Source organism: Micromonospora sp. LZ34 (assembly GCF_052981855.1).
Genome location: NZ_JBRIQN010000004.1, coordinates 221668 through 240580, shown reverse-complemented (window position 1 = coordinate 240580; position 18913 = coordinate 221668). Strand labels below are relative to the sequence as shown.

Below are 18913 nucleotides of genomic sequence, written 5' to 3'. Positions count from 1 at the left end.
GGGGCATGCCCGTCGATCCGGCGGCGTTGCCGGGGTCATGGACACCGATCACACCGTGCCGGAGCCGGCCGAGGTCGCCGCTCTGGACGCGTACTCCCAGGTGGTCACGACCGTGGCGGCCCGGGTGCTGCCCAGCGTGGCCGCGCTGTCGGTGCGGACCGCGCGCGGGGCCGGCGCCGGCTCCGCGGTCACCGTGGGCACCGACGGCCTGCTGCTGACCAGCGCCCACGTGGTGCAGGGCGCCGGGGCCGGTTCGGCGAGCTTCGCCGACGGCACCGAGACCCGGTTCCGGGTCGTCGGCGCCGACCCGCTGTCGGACCTGGCGGTGCTGCGGGTCGAGGAGGCCACCGTGCCGCCGGTGGACCTGGGCGACGCCGACGGGCTGCGGATCGGCCAGCTGGTGGTCGCCGTCGGCAACCCGATGGGGTTGGCCGGCTCGGTCACCGCCGGCGTGGTCTCCGGGCTGGGTCGCTCGCTGCCCGCCCGGGACGGCCGGGTGACCCGGCTGATCGAGGACGTCATCCAGACCGACGCCGCGCTGAACCCGGGCAACTCCGGCGGCGCGCTCGCCGACTCGGCCGGCCGGGTGATCGGGGTGAACACCGCGGTCGCCGGCTACGGGCTCGGGCTGGCCGTGCCGATCAACAGCACCACCCGGCAGATCATCGCCGACCTGACCACCGACGGCCGGGTCCGCCGGGCCTGGCTCGGTGTCGCCGGGGTGCCGGTGCCGCTGCCCCCGGAGGTCACCGCGCGTACCGGCCAGCGGCGCGGCCTGCGGGTGGTGGAGGTGGTGCCGGGCAGCCCGGCCGGGGTGGCCGGGATCTACCTGGGCGACGTCATCGTCTCCGCCGGCGGCCGACCGGTCCGCGACGGCCAGGGCCTGCAACGGCTGATGCTGGGCCCGGCGATCGGCACCCGGCTGCCGGTCACCGTGCTGCGCAAGGGCGCCTTCGTCGACGTGGTCGCGGTGCCCACCGAGCTGGCCCGCTGACCCCGGTCGGGCGGCCCGCGGCATGCACGGGTGCCCGAGCCGCGCCCGGGCGGGCGAACGGGCCCCTCCCCGGTGGGGAGCGGCCCGTCCGCCGTTCAGCCGTGACTCAGCGGGCGCCGAGGTGCGCGAGCAGGTCCTGCCGGGTGAGCACACCCTTGGGCTTGCCGTCCACCAGCACCAGCGCGGCGTCGGACTTCTCCAGCAGGTTGACCGCCTCGCTCACCGGCTGGCCGCCACCGATCATCGGCAGCGGCTCGCCCATGTGCCGCTCGATCGTGTCGTGCAGGTGCGCCTGGCCGGTGAAGAGCGCGTCGAGCAGGTCCTTCTCGGCGATCGAGCCGGCCACCTCGCCGGTGACCACCGGCGGCTCGGCCTTGAGCACCGGCAGCTGGGAGACGCCGTACTCGCGCATGTAGTCGATCGCGTCGCGGACCGTCTCGGTGGGGTGCACGTGCACCAGCTCGGGCAGGCCGCCCGGCTTGCCGGTCAGCGCGTCGGCCACGGTCGGCTCGGCGCCCGAGTTGTCCAGGAAGCCGTACCGGGCCATCCACTGGTCGTTGAAGATCTTGGACATGTAGCCCTTGCCGCTGTCCGGCAGCAGCACCACGATCACGTCGTCCGGGCCGGCCTTGCGGGCCACCTCCAGGGCGGCGACCACGGCCATCCCGCAGGAGCCGCCGACCAGCAGCCCCTCCTCGCGGGCCAGCCGCCGGGTCATCTCGAACGACGCCTTGTCGGAGACCTCGACGATCTCGTCGGCGACCCCCCGGTCGTAGGTCTCCGGCCAGAAGTCCTCGCCGACGCCCTCCACCAGGTAGGGCCGGCCGGTGCCGCCGGAGTAGACCGAGCCCTCCGGGTCCGCGCCGATGACCTTGACCCGCCCCTGCGAGGCCTCCTTGAGGTAGCGGCCGATGCCGGAGATGGTGCCGCCGGTGCCCACGCCGGCCACGAAGTGGGTCAGCCCGCCGTCGGTCTGCTTCCACAGCTCCGGGCCGGTGGTCTCGTAGTGCGAGCGCGGGTTGGCCGGGTTGCTGTACTGGTTGGGCTTCCAGGCGCCGGGGATCTCCCGGGCCAGCCGGTCGGAGACGTTGTAGTAGGAGCGCGGGTCCTCCGGGGCGACCGCCGTCGGGCAGACCACCACCTCGGCGCCGTACGCCCGCAGCACGTCCTGCTTGTCCTGGCTGACCTTGTCCGGGCAGACGAAGACGCACTTGTAGCCCTTGAGCTGCGCCACCAGGGCCAGCCCGACGCCGGTGTTGCCGCTGGTCGGCTCGACGATGGTGCCGCCCGGCTTGAGGATCCCCGCGGCCTCGGCGTCCTCCACCATGCGCAGCGCGATCCGGTCCTTCACCGAACCGCCGGGGTTGAGGTACTCCACCTTCGCCAGCACGGTCGCCTGGATGCCCTCGGTGACGTTGCGCAGCCGCACCAGCGGGGTGTTGCCGATCATCTCGACGACGTTGTCGTAGTACTGCACCTCGTTGTGCCCTTCTCCTCCGGCGCCGGCGCCGGCGGCCGGGCTGGTGATTCGCGGTTTTCCCGCGCCCAGGGTACGTCGGGTCAGGGCACCACGTGGCCGGGGATCACCGACCGGCGACGCTCCTCCCACTCCAGGAAACGCTCGGTCTCGGCGAGCACGCTGCCGGCCAGCCAGGTGACCATGACCGCGTCGTCGGCCAGGCCGAAGATCGCCAGCGGGATCTCCGGGAGCAGGTCGACCGGCGAGACGATGTACGCCGTCGCCGCGGTCATCAGGGCCAGCCGGAGGCCGCCGTCGTACTCGCCGCGGGCGGTGGCCCGGATCATCCGGGGCAGTGCGGCCAGCCGCGCCCCGATCGACGGGCCGCCCCGCGCACCGGTCATCAGTGCCCGCGCCAGCGCGGTGAACGCCGCGCTCCGCTTCAACGTCTTCGCCATCTCCTCGCCCCTCTCCGCGTGCCAGGGTGCCGCGCCCGCGCAACCCCGCGCCGCCGCGCCTGCCGGTCCGGCCGGCACCGGAACAGGTACCCAGTCGTCGTCTTCCCGGCACCCACCCCGCCGGCACGACGACAGCGGCCTGTCGTGCCTTCGCGATAATGTCGGCTCATGGGGGTCGCTGGTTCCGTCGTACCGGTTGGTCCGCGCTGGCAGCGCGCTCGGCGGGTCGCCCGCCTGGCGGCGATCGGCACGGGCGCCACCGTGGCGGCCGCGGCGGCGACCACCGGCGTGCTGCTCGGCCAGGCGCGGCAGGCCCGGCGCACCATCCCGATGGCCGAGGCGCCGCCGCCGCGCTGCGACGGGGTCTACGGCGCGAAGCTCCCCGGCCCGCCGGTCACCATGGTCATCCTCGGTGACTCCTCGGCCGCCGGATTCGGGGTGCACCGCCGCCGCGAGACCCCCGGCGCGCTGCTCGCCACCGGCCTGTCCCGCCGGTTGCAGCGGCCGGTCCGGCTGCACCGGTTCGCCGTGGTCGGGGCCATCTCCGCCGGGCTTCGACACCAGGTCGAGGCCGCCCTGGACTGCCGTCCCGACATCGCGGTGATCCTGATCGGCGGCAACGACGTCACCAACCGCACCCCGCTCGGGCTGGCCGTGCGCTACCTGGTCGAGGCGGTCCGCGCGCTGCGCGGCGCCGGCTGCGAGGTGGTCGTCGGCACCTGCCCCGACCTGGGGGCGATCCGGCCGATCCAGCCGCCGCTGCGCTGGCTGGCCCGGCGCTGGAGCCGCCAGCTGGCCGCCGCGCAGACGGTGGCCGTGGTCGAGGCGGGCGGCTGGACGGTCTCCCTCGGCGACCTGCTCGGTCCCCGGTTCGCGGCCGAACCCACCCGGATGTTCGCCTGGGACCGCTTCCACCCGTCCGCCGAGGGCTACGCGGTGGCCGCCGCCGCGCTGCTGCCCACCGTCCTGTCGGCGCTGGGCGCCGGGCTCGAACGCCGCCCTGTGCCGGTGCGCGGGGAAGGCGTACGGTCGCTGCCGGAGGCGGCGCAGGAGGCGGCCCGGCACGCCGGCACCGAGGTCAGCGGCACCCAGGTCCGGGGGCGCGACCGAGGTCCCGCCGGCCGGTGGGCGCAGCTGCGCCGACGGGCGTTCTTCGGGGTCGGTGCGGTACCGCAACCCGGTCGCGCCACCGACTCACCCACAGTGGAGGGACTGGCATGAGCGAGCAGTTGATCACCACGGGGCTCGCCCGCCGGCTGGGCAGGGCGGCGGCGCTCTCCCTGCTCGCCGGCACGGTGGGCGGCGCCGCTGTCCTCGCCGGTCAGGCCTTCCTCGCCCGGCACCGGCAGTACGCCCAGCCCGAGCTGGGGCTGGCGCTGCGCGCCAGCCTCGGGCGCACCGGCGCGCCGCCGCTGCGGCTGGTGCTGCTCGGCGACTCGTCCGCCCTCGGGGTCGGCGTCGACCGCCTCGACGACACCATCGGCGGCCAGCTGGCCAACCTGCTCGCCGAGGGCCCGTCCGGGCGGCGGGTCCACCTGTCCAGCGTGGGTGTCTCCGGTTCCCGCTCCACCGACCTGGCCACCCAGGTGGCCCGGGCGCTGCTCGGCGAGCGGCCCGACGTGGCGGTGATCCTGATCGGCGCCAACGACGCCACCAGCCTGCGCCGGCCGGCCGACGCCGCCGCGTATCTCGGCGCGGCCGTGCACCGGCTGCGCGAGGCCCGGGTCGAGGTGGTCGTCGGCACCTGCCCCGACCTCGGCGCGGTACGCGCGATCGCGCCGCCGCTGCGATACCTCGTCGGCTGGTCCGGGCGGCGGACCGCCCGCGCCCAGACCGCCGCGGTGCTCGACGCCGGCGGCACGGTGGTCGACCTGGCCACCGAGACCGGGCCGGTGTTCCGGGCCGACGCGGGCACGCTCTGCCACGACGGCTACCACCCCTCCGCGGACGGCTACCGGGTCTGGGCGCACGCCCTGCTGCCGGCCGTCGCCGCCGCGGCGGCGGTCGCCTCCCGGCACTGACCGGCCCGGTTTCCCGCCCCCGCCGGCGGGCGCCGCGAGGTGACATTTCCCGCCGGCTGTGCGGCTTCCGCGTCAAGTTACCCGCGGGTTAACGTTGGTTCATGCCGACTGAGTCGTCCCGCGACGCTGTCATCGTCGCCACCGCCCGCTCCCCCATCGGCCGGGCGCACAAGGGGTCCCTGCGCGACGTCCGACCGGACGACCTCGCCGCGACCATCGTCCAGGCCGCCCTCGACAAGATCCCGGCGCTCGACCCGACCGAGATCGACGACCTCTACCTCGGATGCGGCCTGCCCGGCGGCGAGCAGGGCTTCAACATGGCCCGCGTGGTGGCCACCCTGATGGGCCTGGACGGCCTGCCGGGGGCCACCGTCACCCGCTACTGCGCCTCCTCGTTGCAGACCACCCGGATGGCGATGCACGCGATCCGGGCCGGCGAGGGTGACGTCTTCATCTCCGCCGGCGTCGAGTGCGTCTCCCGGTACGCCCGCGGCAACTCCGACGCCCTCCCGCCCGAAGCGCAGGCGCTGGTCGGTGGCGGCTGGGAGAACCCGCGCTTCGCCGAGGCGCGCCGGCGGTCCAAGGCCCGCGCCGAGGCCGGCGCCCCGGTCTGGACCGACCCGCGCGAGGCCGGTGAGCTGCCGGACATCTACCTCGCCATGGGCCAGACCGCCGAGAACCTGGCCCAGGTGTACGACGTGACCCGCGCCGACATGGACGAGTTCGGCGTACGCAGCCAGAACCTGGCCGAGAAGGCGATCGCCGACGGCTTCTGGGCCCGGGAGATCACCCCGGTCACCACCCCGGACGGCACCGTGGTCAGCACCGACGACGGCCCGCGTCCCGGGGTCACCCTGGAGGGGGTCGCCGGGCTGAAGCCGGTGTTCCGCCCGGACGGCCGGATCACCGCCGGCAACTGCTGCCCGCTCAACGACGGGGCGGCCGCCGTGGTGGTGATGAGCGCCCAGCGGGCCCGTGACCTGGGGCTCACCCCGCTGGCCCGGATCGTCTCCACCGGCGTCACCGCGCTCTCCCCGGAGATCATGGGTCTCGGCCCGGTCGAGGCGTCCAAGCAGGCGCTCAAGCGGGCCGGCATGACCATCGACGACGTCGACCTGGTGGAGATCAACGAGGCGTTCGCCGCCCAGGTGATCCCCTCCTACCGGCAGCTCGACATCCCGCTGGAGAAGTTGAACGTGGCCGGCGGCGCCATCGCCGTGGGACATCCCTTCGGCATGACCGGCGCCCGGATCACCGGCACCCTGCTCAACGCTCTGGAGTGGCACGACAAGACCATCGGTCTGGAGACGATGTGCGTCGGCGGCGGCCAGGGCATGGCCATGGTCCTCGAACGCCTCAGCTGAGCCGGCGCCCGTCCACGCCCCGCCGGCCTCGCCGTCCCGGCACCGGGACGGGCCGGGTCTAGAGCGCGCTGCGGGTCGCCGTCACCTCGGCGGCGGCCCGCGCCAGCACCTCGGGCGGTGGCCCGGCGGCGACCAGGTCGGCCGTGACCACCCGGAGCTGGTCGGGCAGGGCCAGGTCGTTGTCGAGCCGGGGCACCGTCCGCCGGGGCTGGCCCTCGGCGTCGGCGGCCAGGTTGGCGATCTCCTGCACCAGCCGGTGCACCAGGTCCCCACGCGCGGCGTTGCCGCCCGCCGCGACGGCCGCCCACCGCGGCTGCTCCCAGTGCCCCACCTGCCGCACCAGCAGCTCCACCGCGCGCCGCAACTCCCCCACACTCACCCGCCCACCCTACGACGCCCGACCCCACCTGCCGTTGATCATGAGGTTAGCGGCGGAAATCGCGATCCACTTCGCCGTCAACCTCATGATCAACGCGATCTGGCGGTTAGCGGCGGAGGTAGGAGAGCAGGCGGAGGATCTGCCAGTAGAGGAAGATCAGGCCGACCAGCAGGCCGAACGCGCAGAGCCAGGCGTACCGGCGGGGTAGGCCGCCGCGCACGGACCGCTCGACCAGGTCGAAGTCGAGGATGAAGCTGAGCGCGCCGGCGATGATCGCCACCACCGAGAAGGCGTACGCCGGCCAGCCGACCTCGCCGGTGAGGCTGTAGACCTCCAGCCCCTGCCGACCGGTGACCAGGTAGACGACCAGGTTCACCAGACTGATCGCGACGATGCCGAGCAGCGTGCCGACGACCAGCCGGGCCAGCAGCGGCGTGGCCCGGACCAGCCGGGCCCGGTAGAGCAGCGCCATGCCGAGGAAGACGCCGAAGGTGCCCGCCACCGCCTGCACCACGATGCCCGGGTAGACCAGTTCGAACGCCCGGCTGGCCACGCCCAGGAGCAGCCCCTGGAGCAGGGCGTACCCCACGATCGGCACCGGATTGGTGATCCCCCGCCACGAGATCACCACGGCGAGCACCACCCCGGCCAGCGCGGTGCCGGCCAGCGCGCCGGGCACCCAGACCTCCTGCGGCACGGCCACCCAGGCGGCCGCGGCGGTGACCCCGGTGAGCAGCAGCAGCCCGACGGTGCGGACCACCACGTCGTCGACGGTCATCGCCTCCGCGGCGCCGACGCCGAGCACCCGCCGCTGCACCCGGCTGGTCTCGTCCAGCCGGTTCAGCACCGGGTTGCTGCTGCGCACATCGCCTCCTTGGCCGGGTACCCCCGCTGTCACTCTGCCCCGGACGGCCCGGCCGTGGCGGGGAAACGCGGCGGCCCGAAGCGGGCCGGAACGACGGCGCCCGCCCCCGCGGTGCGGGGACGGGCGCCGGTCAGGTGCGGCGAGGTCAGTCGTCGCCCTGGAAGTAGCTCAGCAGGCGGAGCAGTTCCAGGTAGAGCCAGACCAGGCTGACCACGATGCCGAACGCGGCGACCCAGGAGTAGCGCTGCGGCAGCCCCATCCGGATGCCGTCCTCGACCTCCTTGAAGCTGAGCACGAAACTCAGCGCCGCGACCACGATGCAAACCAGGCTGAAGCCGATCGCCAGCGGGCTGCCGTCGCGCAGGCCCGTGTTGACGCCGAAGAGCGCGAACACGAGGTTGATCAGCATGACCGCGAAGAGGCCGGCCATCACCGCGATCATGCCCTTGACGAACTTCGGGGTCGCCCGGATGACCTTCGCCTTGTAGAGCATGGCCATCACGAAGAAGACCCCGAAGGTGGCGGACACCGCCTGGAGCACGATGCCGTCGTAGAGCGACTCGTACGCCTTGCTGACCAGGCCGACGAAGGCGCCCTCGAAGACGGCGTACGCGACGACCAGCGCCGGGTTCGCCATCCGGGAGAACGAGATGATCAGGCCGAGCACCAGGCCGACGATCGCGGCGCCCATCCACGCGACGCTGACCAGCGCGTCGGGCACCAGCACCCAGGCGGCCGCGGCGGAGACGCCGAGGATGCCCAGGAGCGCGACGGTCTTGACGACCACGTCGTCCATCGACATGGGGGTGACGGTCGGCGGAGCGGCCGGGTAGCCCGCCTCCGTCGGGTACTGCTGGGGGTAGCCGGGCTGTCCGTACGGCCCGGTCGGGGCGTACCCGGCGGAGCGCTCCCGCTCGGCCGCCTGGCCGAGCCGGGCGAGCACCGGGTTCGAAGTCTTCACTGTCAGGCCTCCCTCAGGGGGTCGATGCACGTGAACGTGCAGTGTCAAGAGTAAACGGCCCGGCCAGTCCCGTGGAGATCGCCGACGGAGAAGGGGACCGGAAAGTGTCGGTGCCCGGGGCGGGGGTCGAACCCGCACGCCTTGCGGCAGCCGCTTTTAAGGCGGCCGTGTCTGCCGTTCCACCACCCGGGCGGGGGGCACCGGCGCGTCGACACGCGCGGTGCAGTGTCACGGTAGCGGGTCGTCGGCGACCCGGCGTACCCCGACGCCTGGCCCACACTAGGGTCGAGACCGTGAGCAGCGCAGTCCCAACGGCCCCCGACGCCGTCCCTGACCAGGCTGTCCACTCCACCGAAGCGATACCCCGGCCACGGCTCGCGCGCCTGCTGGCGGCCGCCACCCGGCACCGTACGGACCTGCTCGTCGGCCTGCTCTTCGTGGCACTCGCCGGCTGGCTCACCCACGGTCTCTGGCCCGACCCGTCCGGCCGGACGCTGGCGCTCAACCCGGAGGACCAGACCCTCTACGAGTGGTTCCTCGCGGTGGACTCGCGGGCCCTGCTCGGCGACTTCGGCCTGCTCACCGACCGGCTCAACGCGCCGGACGGGGTGAACCTGATGACCAACACCTCGGTCATCGCGCTCGGGGTGCTGCTCGCCCCGGTCACCCTGCTGCTCGGCGCGCCGGTGACCTTCGCGCTGCTGGCGGCGGCGAACCTGGCCGGCACCGCGGTCGCCTGGTACCTGCTGTTCACCCGGACCCTGCGGGCCCGCCGGCTCGCCGCCGGACTGGGCGCCGCGCTCTGCGGCTTCGGCCCGGGCATGGTCTCGCAGACCAACAGCCACCTGCACATGACCGCCCAGTGGCTGGTGCCGGTGATCGTCTGGCTGGTCATCCGGCTGCTGCGCGCCGCCGACCCCGGCCCTACCGCGCCGGGCGGCGGCCGGGCCGGCGCGGGCGGCGACGGCTTCGACCGGCGCCGGCTGACCACCTCCGCGATCGGCCTCGCCGCCGCAGTCACCGCGCAGGTCTTCATCGGCGAGGAGGTGCTCTTCCTCTGCGCCGTCACGCTGCTGGTCATGGCGATCACCTACGCGGTGGTGGACCGGGACCTGGCCCGCCGCGCGCTGCCCGGCTTCGCCGGCGGGATGACGCTCGCCGCCGGGCTGGCCCTGCTCGCGCTCGCCGGGCCGCTGTGGTTCCAGTTCGCCGGGCCGCAGGGCGTCGCCGACGGGATGTTCAGCCCGAACTACTTCTCGGCCGACCTGCGCAGCTGGTGGACGATCTCCCCGCTCTCCGTCGCCGGCGGCGCGGAGGGAGCCCGGCTCACCACCGGCCCGGCCGAGTACAACACCTTCCTCGGCTGGCCGCTGCTGGCGGTCACCGCCGGCTGCGCGCTCTGGTTGGGCCGCCGCCCGCTGGTCGTCGCCTGTGTGGTCGGCGCGCTCGCCATGGGCGCGCTCTCGCTCGGCCCCCAGCTGGTGCTCGACGGCGACCGCACCGCCCTGCCCGGCCCGTACGCGCTGATCGCCGGACTGCCGGTGGTGGACGGCGCGCTGCCGATGCGGTTCGCCCTCGCGGTGCTGCCGCTGACCGCCACGCTGCTGGTGCTGGCGGTGGACCGAGCGCTGCGCGACACCGGCCGGGTCCGCCGGGTGGTCCCGATTCTGGTCGGCGCGGCGCTGCTGCCCCTGGTGCCGACGCCGCTGCCGACCGCCGAACGCCCGCCGGTGCCGGAGTTCATCACCGCCGGCCATTGGCGGCAGTGCGTACGCCCCGGCGGGGTGCTGGTCCCGGTGCCGCTGCCCACCCCGAAGGATCCCTGGCCGATGCGCTGGGCGGCCGCCGCCGACGCCGGGTTCGCGATCCCGGAGGGCTTCTTCATCGGCCCGTACGGCCGCGGCGGCACCGCCGCCATGGGCACCTACAAGCAGCCCACCTCCGCCCTGCTGGCCGAGGTCGCCAAGCGTGGCCTGCAGCCCGCCCTCGGGGACGAGCAGCGCCAGCAGGCGGCGAAGGACGCCGACTTCTGGGGCGCCTCCTGCGTGGCGCTGGCCGTCGACACCCCGCACGCGGAGAGCCTGCGCGGCACGCTGGAGCAGCTCTACGGCCCGGCCACCCGGATCGCCGACGCCTGGACCTGGCGGGTCTGACCGATCCCGGAACGGAACGAGCCCCTCCGCGAGGGCGGAAGGGCTCGGTCCGTGGTAGCGGGTCAGCCGCGTGGTGCGCCGACCGGCTGGGACGCCTCGGCGAACTCCTCGCGCGGGTCGTGCAGCTGGCCGAGGGCGACCACCTCGCGCTTCAGGAAGAACGCCAGCGACCAGTCGACCACGACCCGGACCTTGCGGTTGAACGACGGGATCCGGCTCATGTGGTACGTCCGGTGCATGAACCAGGCCGGCCAGCCCTTCATCTTGATGCCGTACACCTGGGCGACGCCCTTGTGCAGGCCCAGGCTGGCCACGCTGCCGGCGTGCTTGTGCTTGTACTCCACCGGCTCCCGGCCGCGGACGACGTTGACGATGTTGTCGGCCATCCGGGCGGCCTGGCGCACCGCGTGCTGCGCGCTCGGCGAGCAGTACGCCCCGGGCGGGCCGGTCAGGTCGGGCACGGCCGCGCAGTCGCCCGCGCTCCAGGCGCCCTCGACCACCCGGTCGCCGTCGACCACCTGCAGGGTCGGCAGGCAGGTGACCCGGCGCCGCTCGTCGCGCGGGAAGTCGGTCGCGTCCAGCAGCGGCGACGGCTTGACGCCGGCCGTCCAGACGATGGTGTCCGCCTTGAAGCTGTCACCGTCGGAGAGCTTCACCACGCCGTCGACGCAGGACTCCAGCCGGGTGTCCAGCCGGATGTCCATGTCCCGCTTGAGCAGCTGCTGGACGGTGTAGGCGCCCATGTCCCGGTCGACCTCGGGCAGCACCCGCTGGGTCGCCTCGACCAGCACCCAGCGCATGTCCGCCGGCTTCAGCTCCGGGTAGTACCGCAGCGCGTCGCGGGCCATGTCCTCCATCTCGGCGAGCGCCTCGATGCCGGCGTACCCGCCGCCGACGAAGACGAAGGTCAGCGCGCTGCGGCGGACCTCCGGGTCGGGCGTGGCGGCGGCCACGTCGAGCCGGTCCAGCACGTGGTTGCGCAGGTAGATTGCTTCGCCGATGGTTTTGAACCCGATGCCGTGCTCGTGCAGGCCGGGGATCGGCAGGGTCCGGGAGACCGAACCGGGCGCCACCACCACGTGGTCGTACCGGATCTCCCGGGTCGGGCCGCTGATCGGCTGCACCACGGCGGTCCTGCGGTCGTGGTCGATCCGCGTCACCGCACCCGCCACCACCTTGCACCGGCGCAACTCCCGCCGCAGCGGCACCACCGAGTGCCGGGGGGAGATGTTGCCGGCCGCCGCCTCGGGCAGGAACGGCTGGTAGGTCATGTGGGGCTGCGGGTCCACCACGATGACCTCAGCCTCACGGGAGCTGAGCTTCTTCGACAGGCGCAGGGCCGCGTAGAGACCGACGTGCCCGGCACCCACCACAAGGATCCGCTTCGGGTTCACGTCATCTATCTTTCCCCGCGCGGCTCGGCTAATCCCGCTCGCGCCCCCCTTCTGTGACCGAGCACAACCCCTGTGACCTGCGCAACGTGTCAGGCGACCGGGTCAGCTGCGGCAGTGGCGCCGCGACCGCCACACCCGTCACCCGCGTCGCAGCAGCCAGCCCAGCAACCCGGCCACCGCGGCCGCGACCAGCAGACCGGCCACCGTCACGGCCTGGAATCCGCGGTCGCCGCCGGCACCGGCGACCTCCACCAGCAGCACCCCGAGCGCCGCGGCGGCGAGCACCACCGCGCCGGCCCGGAGCAGCCACCGCACGATCACGTCGGGGTCGACCACCGCGTCGTAGGGCAGCACCGCGGCCAGCGCGCAGAGGGTGTGCGTGAGGTACAGCATCGCTGCCACCGCGAACAGCCGCCAGAGCGCGATCGGCCGGCCGTACCCGTCGGTGGCCAGCAGCCACCCGCCGACGGTGACCAGCGCCGCGAAGGTCGGCCAGACCCGGCGCGGCGCAACCGCGGGCAGCAGGGCGACCACGACCAGCGCGCCGAGCGGCCGCCCGAGCAGCACCTCCGCGGGGTACGCCAGCACGAAGCCGACCAGCACGGTGAGGAAGATGCCGGCGCGGACCAGCAGCGGCGTGAGGCTGACCCGGCCGGCCGCCCGCCGGACCGCCCGGACCCGTTCGGTGACCGCGTCGATCATCCCCGCCCACCCCCGCCCGGGACCGCCGGCCGCCGCGCGCTCACCGGACCACCTTTCGTTCGCGACTGCGGGGCTCGCAGAAGCGGCTCACTCCTCGCGCTCACCGGGCACCGACCCGGGGGGCGGTGGCCAGCCGGGCCACGTCGCGCAGCACCTGGTCCAGGCTGCCCGCGCCGGCCCAGCGCACCACCGGCACGCCGTGCTCGCGCAGCTGCCCGATCATCGTGTCCCGGTCGAGTCGCCACAGCCGGTACGCCACCTCCGCCCAACCGCGGTCCTTCGGTGCCGGCAGGTCGGCCGGCAGGGTGTCCACCGCCACCACGAACCGCCCGGAGCGGGCCAGCCGGGCCAGCATCTGCGCCGAACGCTCGTCCAGCAGCGGGGTGAGGACCACCACCAGCGCGTCCGCGGCGAGCAGCTGCGGCCCGAACACCTGGTCGTACGGCTCGTGCGGGGAGTGCTCGGCGTGCACGTCGAGCAGCCACTCCAGCACGGTCAGGTACTGCCGGCGACCGGTGGCCGGGCGCAGCCGGCGGGCGCTCGGGCCGTACTCGAGCAGGGCCACCCGGTCACCCCGGTGCAGGTAGTGCTCGGCGATCGCGGCTGCGGCCCGGACCGTCGTGTCCAGCACCGAGGCGGCACCGCCGACCCCACCGGAGCGGCCCGCCTCGGCGAGCACGTCGAGCAGCACCACCACCTCGGCGTCCCGGTCGGACAGGGTGGCCGCCACGTGCAGTTGCCGGGCCCGCAGCGAGACCCGCCAGTCGATCCGGCGCAGCCGGTCGCCGGGCGCGAAGACGCGTACCCCGGCCAGCTCCCCGCCCTCGCCTGGTCGGCGCGAGCGGTGCGCGCCGACCAGGCCGGCGGCCCGGGGCATCGCCTCGACCGCCTCGAACGGCTCGGTCTTCGGGTAGACCCGGGTGCGGACCGGCTCGGTGATCACCGCGCGGGAGACGAGCAGGCCTTGCGCGGCGACGACGCGTGCCCCGGCCGGGCCCACCGGGTGCCGGCCCCAGCGCAGCGCCCGGCCGGCCAGTTCCAGGTCGACGGCGGTGGCGGTGGCGAGGGAGGTGACGAACGGCCGGTCGGCCACGGCCGCGGCACCCGGCCCGGCGCCGGACGCCATCGCGGTGCCGGCGATGCTCGCCCGCTCGATCCGCAGCCAGGGCGAGACCCGGGTCCGGACCACCGCCACGTCGTAGTCCACCGTGTCCGGGTTGCCGAGCGTGACCGTGCCGGCGACCTCGCCCCCCTCGACCACGTGCGCGTCCTCGGTGGCGATCCAGACCTGGGGCAGCGCGGTCGGCCGGCGGCGCAACGCGTACGCCGTGCCCAACGCGATCGGGGCGGCCAGCACGACCAGGTCGACCCGGCCGAGCAGCACCGCCGCGATCAGCAGCAGGCCGGTCAGCAGCACCGCCCGGCCGAGCGCCCAGCTGGGTATCCAGCCGGGCGACGGTGCCGGCTCGCCGGTCTCGACCTGCGACACCGTGGATCCGGCCATCAGAGCCCGGGCCGGCCGGCGGCGTAGCTGGGCAGCGCGCCGCTGGCCGGGGCCGGCGTGCCGGAGAGCACCTCGCCGACCACGAAGGACGGATCGACCCGGCGCAGCCACATCTCCGGCCGCAGCGTGATCCGGTGCGCCAGCGCCGGGACCGCGACCTCCTTGACGTCCTCCGGCACCACGTAGTCCCGGCCGGCGAGGACCGCCCGCACCCGGGCCAGCAGCAGCAGCGCCAGCGACCCCCGGGGCGAGGCGCCGACCAGCACCGAGGGGTGTTCCCGGGTGGCCGCGGTCAGCGCGACGATGTAGTGGCCGACCGAGTCCTCCACCACCACGTCCTCCAGCGCGGCCTGCATGGCCCGCAACGTGGCGGCGTCGACCACCGGCTTGATGTCGGCCTCCTCGCGGCGGCGGCCCATCCGGCGGCGCAGCACCTCCCACTCCTCGTCGTGGTCCGGGTAGCCGAAGGACACCCGCAGCAGGAACCGGTCGAGCTGCGCCTCGGGCAGCGGGTAGGTGCCCTCGTACTCGATCGGGTTGGCGGTGGCCAGCACGTGGAACGGCTCGTCCAGCCGGTACGTCACGCCCTCCACCGAGACCTGCTTCTCCTGCATCGCCTCGAGCAGGGCCGACTGGGTCTTCGGCGGGGTCCGGTTGATCTCGTCGGCGAGCAGCAGGTTGGTGAAGACCGGGCCGGCCCGGAAGGCGAAGTCGCCGCTGCGCTGGTCGTAGAGGAACGAGCCGGTGACGTCGGCCGGCAGCAGGTCGGGGGTGAACTGGAGCCGGCGGAAGTCCAACCCGAGCGCCTGGGCGAAGGAGCGGGCGGTCAGCGTCTTGCCCAGCCCGGGCAGGTCCTCCAGCAGCACGTGGCCGCCGGCCAGGATCCCGGCGAGGACCAGCTCCAGCGCGTCCCGCTTGCCGACGACGACCTGGCCGACCGCGTCCAGCACCGCCCGGGCGAGGTGGCCGACCTCGGTGGCGGGGATCGTCCGGTCGACGTCGTTCATCACAGTTTCTCCAGTTCGGCGACGATCGCCGCGAGGTCGCGCGGCGACGGGGTGCGGCGGGGCGGGGTCTCCAGGAAGGTCCACAGCCGCTCACCCAGCAGGGCGCGGGCGCGGACCGGGTCGGACTCGCGGGTCACGCCGTGCCGCTGGCGCAGCCGCTCGTCGGCCAGCTCGCCGAGCCGGGGCAGGATCACCCCGGTGAACCGTTCCGGCCGGGTGGTCGACCAGTCCAACGGCCACTCCCAGCCGTTGATCGCGGTGCGCAGCGCATCCCGGGCGTTCCAGTTCCAGGTGCCGTCGTCGTCGACGTAGGCGGCCCGGGACCCGGCCGGGGGCGGCGGCGGGGGCGCCAGCGCGGCGACGACCCGGCGCACCGCGAACAGCGCGACCACCCCGGCGACCAGGATCAGCAGCGACACCCGCAGGCCGACCAGGCGCAGCCCGGCGACCAGCACGACCACCACCGCCGCCATCCCGGCCACGGCGCGCAGCACCTGCCCGATCCGGCTGCCGCGCTCCCGCTCGTCGGGCCGGGGCCGCTCCTCCTCGAAGCTGAGCAGGTCATCGATGCTGGTGCTGCTCACGTCGCCACCTCAGCTCGCGACTGCGGGGCTCGCAAACCCGGCTCACTCCTCGCGCTCACGATGCCACCTCCGCACCGCCGGCCACCACCGCGGTGAGCTCACCGCGCAGCCGGCGCAACGCGGCCCGGGCCTGGTCCCGGGTGCGCTCGTCGACCGGATGGGTGGCGTACCGCGCCTCCCGGTAGACGTGGGCGAACTCGGCCAGCACGTCGGCGCTGACGATCGCCGGCACGCCGGCGGCCGGATCCCCGCGCAGCAGGCGGGTGACCAGGTCGGTGGGGGTGTCCCCGGGCAGCCGGGGCACGCCGGCCGCCGCGGCGGCCTCCTCCAGCCGGACCCAGCAGGCGATCACCGCGGTCCGCGGGTCGGTGGCCTGGTCGTCCAGGTCGACCAGGCCCGCGTCAAGGGCGGCGACCACCTCGCGGGCGGTGCCCTCGGCGGTACGCCGGGCCGACCGCGCCGGCAGCGCCCGGGTGGTCCGGCGGATCGCGCCCCGGATCAGCGTCCAGGTCAGGTAGCCGAACGCGACCAGCAGGGCCAGCCCGAGCAGCACCATCGCCGCGGTGGCGATCCACTGCGGGATCTGCGCCTGGGTGGCCTCCCCCGCGTCGCGTGGCTCGATCGGGATCGACGGGCTCGGTGCCACCGTCGGATACTCCGGAACGTAGGGAATGTTGTCCGCGGCGGGCGGGATCCGGCTCGCGCCGATCGACGAGTGCGCGGCCGCCGTCGCGGCGACGGCGAGCAGAACGGCCACCGCGGCCACTGGCCACCACCTGCGCAGCACGCTCAGATCCATCCGGGACCACCTCCGGACCACCGGCGCGTACGGCAACGGCACGTTCCGTCCGTCATCGCCACCGCCCCGCCGTTTCAGTCCACCCCGGCCGACCGCTTCGCCCGGGCGAACACATCGTCCAGCATCCCTGGTGTCAGCCGTCCCGTGAAGGTGTTCTGCTGGCTGACGTGGTAGCAGCCGAGCAGCTCCGGTGCGGCCGCGCCGGACCAGTGTGCCCCATGCGCGAACGCCGGTCGCGGGCTGGGCGGGCGCTGGCCGTACACCGCACGCAGCACCGGCCACCACGCGGCCCAGGCGAACGCGCCCAGCGCGACCACCACCCGCAGCGTCGGCCGGATCAGCGCGACCTCGCGGTGCAGCCACGGCGCGCAGGTGTCCCGCTCCTGTGGCGTGGGCTTGTTGTCCGGCGGCGCGCAGCGCACCGCGGCGAAGATCCGGGTGTCCCGCAGGGTGAGGCCGTCGTCGGCGGAGACGCTGGTCGGCTGGTTGGCCAGGCCGGCGCGGTGCAGCGCGGCGAAGAGCACGTCGCCGGAGCGGTCGCCGGTGAAGATGCGGCCGGTGCGGTTGCCGCCGTGCGCGGCGGGCGCTAGGCCGAGGATGGCGATCCGCGCGTCGGACGCGCCGAAGCCGGGCACCGGCCGTCCCCAGTACTCCTGGTCGCGGAAGGCCGCCCGGCGGGTCCGGGCGACCTCCTCCCGCCAGTCGACCAGCCGCGGGCAGGCGAAGCAGTCGCTGACGGCGGCGTCGAGGTCGGCCAGGTCGGTCGCCCGCGCGGCGCGGGCGACCACCTCCTCGGGGGTACGCGGCTCAGCCAAGCTTGGCCCGGAAGAGCTCGAGGGTGCGGGCCCAGGCGCTGGACGCGGCCCGCTGGTCGAACGCCTCGGGCCGGTCGTCGTTGAAGAAGGCGTGCGCGGTGCCCGGGTAGTCGTAGAGGTGGCAGGTGCCGCCGGCCTCCTCGATCGCCCGGCGGGCGGTCTGCACGCCCTCCCCGGTGGAGGTGCCGTCCTCTTCGGAGCAGTGCACGACCGCGGCCTTGCCGGCGTAGTCGGCCCAGTCGGGGCGCATCTTCTCCCAGGGCAGCCGCGGATAGAAGCCGACCGTGGCGACGATCCGCTCGGAGATGGTGGCCGACCAGAGCGCCAGGCTGCCACCGGCGCAGAACCCGACGCAGCCCACCTTGCCGGTCACCTCCGGCCGCTGCGCGAGGTAGTTCGCCGCGGCGGCGATGTCCCGCGCCGCCTCGTCCATCCGCAGGTCCATCAGCAGCCGCCGGGCCTCGTCCGGCTCGCTGGCCGTCTCGCCGTGGTAGAGGTCGGGCGCGAGGGCGACGAAACCGGCCTCGGCGAAGCGGTCCGCCACCGAGGTGATGTGCGGCACCAGACCCCACCACTCCTGGATGACGATGACCGCGGGGCTGGCCGCACCGCCGGAGGGTATCGCGAGATACCCCTCGCTCGTCCCCCCGTTGCTGGTGAAGCTCACCATTTCGCCCATCGGCCCGTCCTCCTAGCGGTCAGTCATCGTTGGCTGGTCGCCCAGTGGTCCTACGTGCCGGTAGCCTGCCACGCCGCGACCGCGCCGGGAAGACGCTGGAACAGTGGCATTCACCTCCCGTTCGCCCGCCGGTGACTCCGGGTACGCCGACGGCGGCGCGGAGGTTCTCCGCGCCGCCGTCGGTGCTGCCGATCCGGGGAGGTCAGGCCTTCTTGGTGAGGCAGAGCAGGTAGCCCTTCTTGCCGGGCTCGATGCTGTAGAAGACGTAGCCGTCCTCACCCTCCTTGATGTACTGCTCGCAGGCCTCGCCCGTCTTGGCCTGCGCCTCGGTCTGCCCGTCCACCCGGCCGACCACGTTGTACACGGCCTCGGTCGAGGTGCAGTCGACGACCTTGGCGTTGTCGACCTCCTCCTCCTCGGTGCCGGTGATCTCGGGCAGCTCGGCGATGCAGTCGCCGGCCTTCGCCTCGGCCGTCTCGTCCTTGTTCAGGACGTTGCCGAGACCGAACTTCAGCCCCGCGATCACCAGGAACACGACGATCGCGCCCACGATGCCGAGCACCTTCTTGCCGCCGGACTTCTTCGCCGGCTGCGCCGGGGGCGGCGCCTGGACGCCGGGCTGGGGCTGGTGGGCGTCCGGGGCGGGGGGCGGTGCGACCTGCTCTGACACGGGTTTTCCTTCCGAGGGGTAGATGAGCAGACGACACCGTAACGATCAACAACGCGGCGCGCTGTCCCGTCGCCCTCATCCGTTCAGCTATTTCCCAGCTTCGTA

The 18913-nt window shown here is 74.3% G+C and carries 19 protein-coding genes and 1 tRNA gene; 5 read left to right on the top strand and 15 right to left on the bottom strand.

The annotated features are described in order from the left end of the window. Positions 1-37 precede the first annotated feature (37 nt). The gene (locus ACVCAH_RS07275) at positions 38-994 is read left to right on the top strand and encodes a S1C family serine protease (RefSeq protein ID WP_447135261.1); all 957 of its coding nucleotides are present in this window, start codon (positions 38-40) and stop codon (positions 992-994) included. 106 nt (positions 995-1100) lie between these two features. Here ACVCAH_RS07275 and ACVCAH_RS07270 read toward each other — a convergent pair whose 3' ends face one another. Together ACVCAH_RS07270 and ACVCAH_RS07265 are read right to left on the bottom strand one after the other, a co-directional pair. Continuing rightward, positions 1101-2471: a cystathionine beta-synthase gene (locus tag ACVCAH_RS07270; RefSeq protein ID WP_447135260.1), complete on the bottom strand. Its 1371-nt coding sequence runs from the start codon at positions 2469-2471 to the stop codon at positions 1101-1103. Between the two features lie 83 nt (positions 2472-2554). Then, positions 2555-2911 (bottom strand): YkvA family protein, encoded by a 357-nt coding sequence (locus tag ACVCAH_RS07265; protein ID WP_447135259.1) that lies wholly within the window; start codon positions 2909-2911, stop codon positions 2555-2557. A gap of 168 nt (positions 2912-3079) precedes the next feature. On the opposite strand from ACVCAH_RS07265, the gene ACVCAH_RS07260 reads away from it, so the two are divergent. The 3 genes from ACVCAH_RS07260 (at position 3080) to ACVCAH_RS07250 (ending at position 6296) form a co-directional block, all read left to right on the top strand. Then, complete coding sequence (locus tag ACVCAH_RS07260; RefSeq protein WP_447135258.1) at positions 3080-4132, top strand: SGNH/GDSL hydrolase family protein; 1053 nt, start codon at positions 3080-3082, stop codon at positions 4130-4132. Further along, on the top strand, positions 4129-4932 hold the full coding sequence (locus tag ACVCAH_RS07255; protein WP_447135257.1) for an SGNH/GDSL hydrolase family protein: 804 nt from the start codon (positions 4129-4131) through the stop codon (positions 4930-4932). The genes ACVCAH_RS07260 and ACVCAH_RS07255 overlap by 4 nt, the downstream gene beginning before the upstream one ends. A 101-nt stretch (positions 4933-5033) precedes the next feature. Further along, the gene (locus tag ACVCAH_RS07250) at positions 5034-6296 is read left to right on the top strand and encodes an acetyl-CoA C-acetyltransferase (RefSeq protein ID WP_447135256.1); all 1263 of its coding nucleotides are present in this window, start codon (positions 5034-5036) and stop codon (positions 6294-6296) included. 58 nt (positions 6297-6354) lie between these two features. Here the strand turns inward: ACVCAH_RS07250 and ACVCAH_RS07245 are convergent, their stop codons facing one another. The 4 genes from ACVCAH_RS07245 to ACVCAH_RS07230 form a co-directional block, all read right to left on the bottom strand. Further along, complete coding sequence (locus ACVCAH_RS07245) at positions 6355-6675, bottom strand: hypothetical protein (RefSeq protein ID WP_447135255.1); 321 nt, start codon at positions 6673-6675, stop codon at positions 6355-6357. Positions 6676-6781: 106 nt separating this feature from the next. Beyond that, on the bottom strand, positions 6782-7540 hold the full coding sequence (locus ACVCAH_RS07240) for a Bax inhibitor-1/YccA family protein (protein ID WP_447135254.1): 759 nt from the start codon (positions 7538-7540) through the stop codon (positions 6782-6784). Between the two features lie 145 nt (positions 7541-7685). After that, positions 7686-8501, bottom strand: coding sequence for a Bax inhibitor-1/YccA family protein (locus tag ACVCAH_RS07235; RefSeq protein WP_447135253.1), 816 nt, complete (start codon positions 8499-8501; stop codon positions 7686-7688). Positions 8502-8612: 111 nt separating this feature from the next. After that, positions 8613-8693, bottom strand: a tRNA-Leu gene (locus ACVCAH_RS07230). A 101-nt stretch (positions 8694-8794) separates the two neighbouring features. Between ACVCAH_RS07230 and ACVCAH_RS07225 the strand changes: the two genes are divergently transcribed. Next, complete coding sequence (locus ACVCAH_RS07225; protein ID WP_447135252.1) at positions 8795-10654, top strand: hypothetical protein; 1860 nt, start codon at positions 8795-8797, stop codon at positions 10652-10654. Between the two features lie 62 nt (positions 10655-10716). Here ACVCAH_RS07225 and ACVCAH_RS07220 read toward each other — a convergent pair whose 3' ends face one another. From ACVCAH_RS07220 to ACVCAH_RS07180, 9 genes are all read right to left on the bottom strand, one after another. Beyond that, the gene (locus tag ACVCAH_RS07220; protein WP_447135251.1) at positions 10717-12048 is read right to left on the bottom strand and encodes an NAD(P)/FAD-dependent oxidoreductase; all 1332 of its coding nucleotides are present in this window, start codon (positions 12046-12048) and stop codon (positions 10717-10719) included. Positions 12049-12186: 138 nt separating this feature from the next. Then, a complete protein-coding gene (locus ACVCAH_RS07215; protein WP_447135250.1) occupies positions 12187-12750 on the bottom strand; it encodes a hypothetical protein in 564 nt (187 codons plus the stop codon). A gap of 100 nt (positions 12751-12850) precedes the next feature. Further along, positions 12851-14254 (bottom strand): DUF58 domain-containing protein, encoded by a 1404-nt coding sequence (locus ACVCAH_RS07210; RefSeq protein WP_447135249.1) that lies wholly within the window; start codon positions 14252-14254, stop codon positions 12851-12853. Continuing rightward, positions 14254-15261 carry an AAA family ATPase gene (locus tag ACVCAH_RS07205; RefSeq protein WP_447135248.1) on the bottom strand — a complete coding sequence of 336 codons (1008 nt, stop codon included), beginning with the start codon at positions 15259-15261 and terminating at the stop codon, positions 14254-14256. Before ACVCAH_RS07205 ends, ACVCAH_RS07210 begins: the two co-directional genes overlap by 1 nt. Continuing rightward, entirely contained in the window at positions 15261-15845 is a 585-nt protein-coding gene (locus ACVCAH_RS07200) for a hypothetical protein (protein ID WP_447135247.1), read from the bottom strand. Before ACVCAH_RS07200 ends, ACVCAH_RS07205 begins: the two co-directional genes overlap by 1 nt. A 55-nt stretch (positions 15846-15900) precedes the next feature. Further along, the gene (locus ACVCAH_RS07195; RefSeq protein ID WP_447135246.1) at positions 15901-16644 is read right to left on the bottom strand and encodes a DUF4129 domain-containing protein; all 744 of its coding nucleotides are present in this window, start codon (positions 16642-16644) and stop codon (positions 15901-15903) included. A gap of 74 nt (positions 16645-16718) precedes the next feature. Next, a complete protein-coding gene (locus ACVCAH_RS07190) occupies positions 16719-17432 on the bottom strand; it encodes a uracil-DNA glycosylase (protein ID WP_447135345.1) in 714 nt (237 codons plus the stop codon). Positions 17433-17451: 19 nt separating this feature from the next. Next, positions 17452-18138, bottom strand: a complete 687-nt coding sequence (locus ACVCAH_RS07185) for a dienelactone hydrolase family protein (RefSeq protein WP_447135245.1) — start codon at positions 18136-18138, stop codon at positions 17452-17454. Positions 18139-18340: 202 nt separating this feature from the next. Next, entirely contained in the window at positions 18341-18808 is a 468-nt protein-coding gene (locus tag ACVCAH_RS07180) for an LppU/SCO3897 family protein (RefSeq protein WP_447135244.1), read from the bottom strand. Positions 18809-18913 lie beyond the last annotated feature (105 nt).

Bases quoted from the DNA above. Each gene is read 5' to 3' on its own strand.
- ACVCAH_RS07275 (WP_447135261.1), top strand. From the start codon at position 38: ATGGACACCGATCACACCGTGCCGGAGCCGGCCGAGGTCGCCGCTCTG.
- ACVCAH_RS07265 (WP_447135259.1), bottom strand. From the start codon at position 2,911: ATGGCGAAGACGTTGAAGCGGAGCGCGGCGTTCACCGCGCTGGCGCGG.
- ACVCAH_RS07260 (WP_447135258.1), top strand. From the start codon at position 3,080: ATGGGGGTCGCTGGTTCCGTCGTACCGGTTGGTCCGCGCTGGCAGCGC.
- ACVCAH_RS07255 (WP_447135257.1), top strand. From the start codon at position 4,129: ATGAGCGAGCAGTTGATCACCACGGGGCTCGCCCGCCGGCTGGGCAGG.
- ACVCAH_RS07250 (WP_447135256.1), top strand. From the start codon at position 5,034: ATGCCGACTGAGTCGTCCCGCGACGCTGTCATCGTCGCCACCGCCCGC.
- ACVCAH_RS07215 (WP_447135250.1), bottom strand. From the start codon at position 12,750: ATGATCGACGCGGTCACCGAACGGGTCCGGGCGGTCCGGCGGGCGGCC.
- ACVCAH_RS07210 (WP_447135249.1), bottom strand. From the start codon at position 14,254: ATGGCCGGATCCACGGTGTCGCAGGTCGAGACCGGCGAGCCGGCACCG.
- ACVCAH_RS07205 (WP_447135248.1), bottom strand. From the start codon at position 15,261: ATGAACGACGTCGACCGGACGATCCCCGCCACCGAGGTCGGCCACCTC.
- ACVCAH_RS07195 (WP_447135246.1), bottom strand. From the start codon at position 16,644: ATGGATCTGAGCGTGCTGCGCAGGTGGTGGCCAGTGGCCGCGGTGGCC.
- ACVCAH_RS07185 (WP_447135245.1), bottom strand. From the start codon at position 18,138: ATGGGCGAAATGGTGAGCTTCACCAGCAACGGGGGGACGAGCGAGGGG.